A 3,208-nucleotide genomic window follows, 5' to 3' on the forward strand; every position below is an offset into this window, starting at 1 on the left:
CCAGCGTGTTGACGAAGAAGCCGACCAGGTCGTCCAGCGCCTCGTCCGTGCGGCCGGCGACCACCGAGCCGATCGGCACGTCGCTTCCGGCGCCGAGCCGAGTGAGCAGCGCGGCCAGTGCGGCCTGCAGGGTCATGAACATCGTGACCCGGTGCTCGCGGCTCAACTCGACCAGTGAACGGTGCAGTTCGGCACCGAACGGGAGGACGACGCGGTCGCCGAGGTGGCTGCTGTCCGCCCGGCGGGGGCGGTCCACGGGGAGCGACAGCTCCTCGGGGAGTCCCGCCAGGGCGTCGCGCCAGTAGGCGAGCTGGCGGGAGACCACGCTCTCCTCGTCACCCTCGTCGCCGAGCAGCTCGCGCTGCCAGAGCGCGTAGTCGGCGTACTGCAGCGGTAGCGGCTGCCACTCGGACGCCGAGCCGTCGCGGCGGGAGGCGTAGGCGGCGGCCAGGTCGCGCAGCAGCGGGTCCATGGACCAGCCGTCGCCGGCGATGTGGTGCAGGACGAGGACGAGGAGGTGCTCGTCGGGGCCGAGCGGGAATAGGTGGGCGCGTACCGGGAGTTCGGAGGCGAGGTCGAAGGGGATCGCGGTGCACTCGGTCAGGGCGGCCGCCGGGTCGGCGGGCGGGGTGGTGCGGCGGTCGAAGGGCACCCGGGCCTCGGCGGGCGGGACGATCCGCTGCCGGGGCTCGCCGTCCTGCTCGTTGATCAGCGTGCGCAGGATCTCGTGCCGGGCGACCAGGTCGCCGAGGGCGCGTTCCAGAGCGGCCGGTTCGAGCGGACCGGTGACGCGCAGGGCGAGCGGGAGGTTGTAAAGGGCGCTGGGGCCCTCCATGCGGTCGATGAGCCAGAGCCGCTGCTGGGCGAAGGAGAGCGGGAGCCGTTCGGGGCGCTCGCCGGCCGTCAGCGCGAGCCGGGCCCCGGCGCCGTCCAGCCGCTGGGCCAGAGCGGCCACCGCCGGCGCCTCGAAGACGTCACGGACGTCGATCTCGGCCGCGAACACCGTGCGGACCCGGCTGACCAGCTTCATGGCGAGCAGCGAGTGTCCGCCGAGGGCGAAGAAGTCGTCGTCGATGGCGAGGGGCCCCGGCACGCCGAGCACTTCGGCGAAGAGGCCGCAGAGCAGTTCCTCGCGCGCCGTGCGGGGGGCCCGGCCGCCGGCGAAGAGCTGGAAGTCCGGGGCGGGGAGGGCGCGCCGGTCGATCTTTCCACTGCCGGTCAGCGGCAGCGCGTCGAGCGTGACGATCGCCGACGGGACCATGTGGCCGGGCAGTGTCTGCGCCACGAAACGCCGCAGTTCCAGGGCGAGTTCCGGGCTGGGTGCGGTCACCGCGCAGTGCGCGACCAGGCGTCGGTCGCCGTCGGCACTCTCGTGCGGGGTGACCACGGCCTGGCGAACGGCCGTGTGCCGGGTCAGCACTTGTTCGATCTCGCCGGGTTCGATCCGGAAGCCGCGGATCTTGACCTGGTGGTCGGTTCGGCCCAGGTAGTCGATCCGGCCGTCGCGGCCGCGGCGGACCAGGTCGCCGGTGCGGTACATCCGCTCCCCCGGAGCGGACGGGTCGGCGACGAATCGTTCCGCGGTGAGCGCGGGCCGGCCCAGGTAGCCGCGGGCCAGGCTGTCCCCGGCCAGGTACAGCTCACCGGGCACGCCGGGCGGGACGGGATTCAGGTGCTCGTCCAGGACGTAGGCCCGGGTGCCGAGCACCGTGTGTCCCATGGTGGGACGCTCCGAGTCGGCGTACGCCTGGAGCAGGGTGTCGACGGTGCACTCGGTGGGCCCGTAGAGGTTGTGGCCGGTGGTGTCCGGGGCCTCGCGCAGGCGGGTCCACAGCGCCTGGCCGATCGGTTCACCGCCCAGGAGCACCACGCGCGGCGCGGGGGCGTCCAACAGACCTTCAGCGATGAGCTGTTCGGCGTAGGTGGGCGTGAACTGGACGGCGTCGACGCCCGTCGTGCGGAGGTGGCGGACCAGAGCGGCGGGGTCGCGGCGCAGATCGTCGCCGATCAGGTGCAGCTCGTGGCCCGCGATCATCCACAGCAGGCTGTTCAAGGAGGCGTCGAAGCAGAGGGAGGCGGTCAGCGCGGCGCGCAGCCGGCCGTGCGTCCGCGCGGGCTCGCCGAAGGTCTCCGCCTGGTGGGCGGCCAGCAGGCCGGCGAGCGAACCGTGGTTCACCACCACGCCCTTGGGGCGGCCGGTGGATCCGGAGGTGTAGATCACGTAGGCGGCGGTGGACGGGTGGACGCGGACGGGCGGGGCGTCGGTGGGCTGCCCGGCCCAGGTCCGCTCGTCGGCGTCCAGGACGGTGAGACCGTCCAGCACCTCGGGCAGCGGCCAGCCGGCACCGGTGAGGACGGCCGCCGGCCGGGCGTCGGCCAGCATGTGGGCGGTGCGCTCCAGCGGGTACTCGGCGTCCAGCGGGAGGAACGCCGCACCGGCCTTGAGCACGGCGAGCTGGGAGACCACCGTCTCCACCGAGCGCGGCAGGGCGAGCGCGACCACGTCCTCGGGTCCGATGCCGGAGGCGATCAGGCCGTGCGCGAGCCGGCCGGCGCGGGCGTCCAGCTCGGCGTAGGTCAGCCGCGTCTCCCCGAAGACCAGGGCCGTGGCGTCCGGCATGGCCGTCACCCGGGCCGCGAAGGCCTCTGGTACGAGGGGAGTTTCGGCGGGCAGCGGCCGGTGGCCGCCGAGGAGTCCGGCGCGCTCGTCCTCGGCCAGCAGGTCGGCGCGGCCGATCCGCTGGTCGGGCCGGGCCGTCACCGCCGTCAGCAGCCGGCCGAAGCGGGCGGCGACGGACTCGACGGTCTCCCGGTCGAAGAGGTCGGTGGCGAAGTCGATGGCGCAGTCCAGTCCGGCGGGCGATCCGTCCGGGCCGAAGAACTCCTCCAGCGTCACGTTGAGGTCGAATTTCGCGACCCCGGTGTCCGCCGGCAGCGCCTCGGCACACAGGCCGGCCGGCTCCAGCTCGGCCCCGCCGTTGGACTGGAGGACCATCGCCACCTGGAAGAGCGGGTGGCGGGCGAGTGAGCGGGCGGGGTTGAGCTCCTCGACCAGCCGCTCGAACGGCACGTCCTGGTGCGCGTAGGCGCCGAGACCGGTCTCCCGTACACGGCCCAGGAGTTCGGCGAAGGTCGGGTCGCCCGACGTGTCGGTGCGCAGCACCAGCGTGTTCACGAAGAAGCCGACCAGATCGTCCAGCGCCTCGTC

General features: G+C 73.7%; 1 protein-coding gene. It reads right to left on the reverse strand.

Features of this window, described 5'->3' with window-relative positions:
* Positions 1–3,208: amino acid adenylation domain-containing protein (locus ACWGIF_RS37790; RefSeq protein ID WP_453504381.1), on the reverse strand; the 3,208-nt coding region annotated here is incomplete at both ends.

The organism is Streptomyces sp. NPDC054849, from assembly GCF_053610945.1.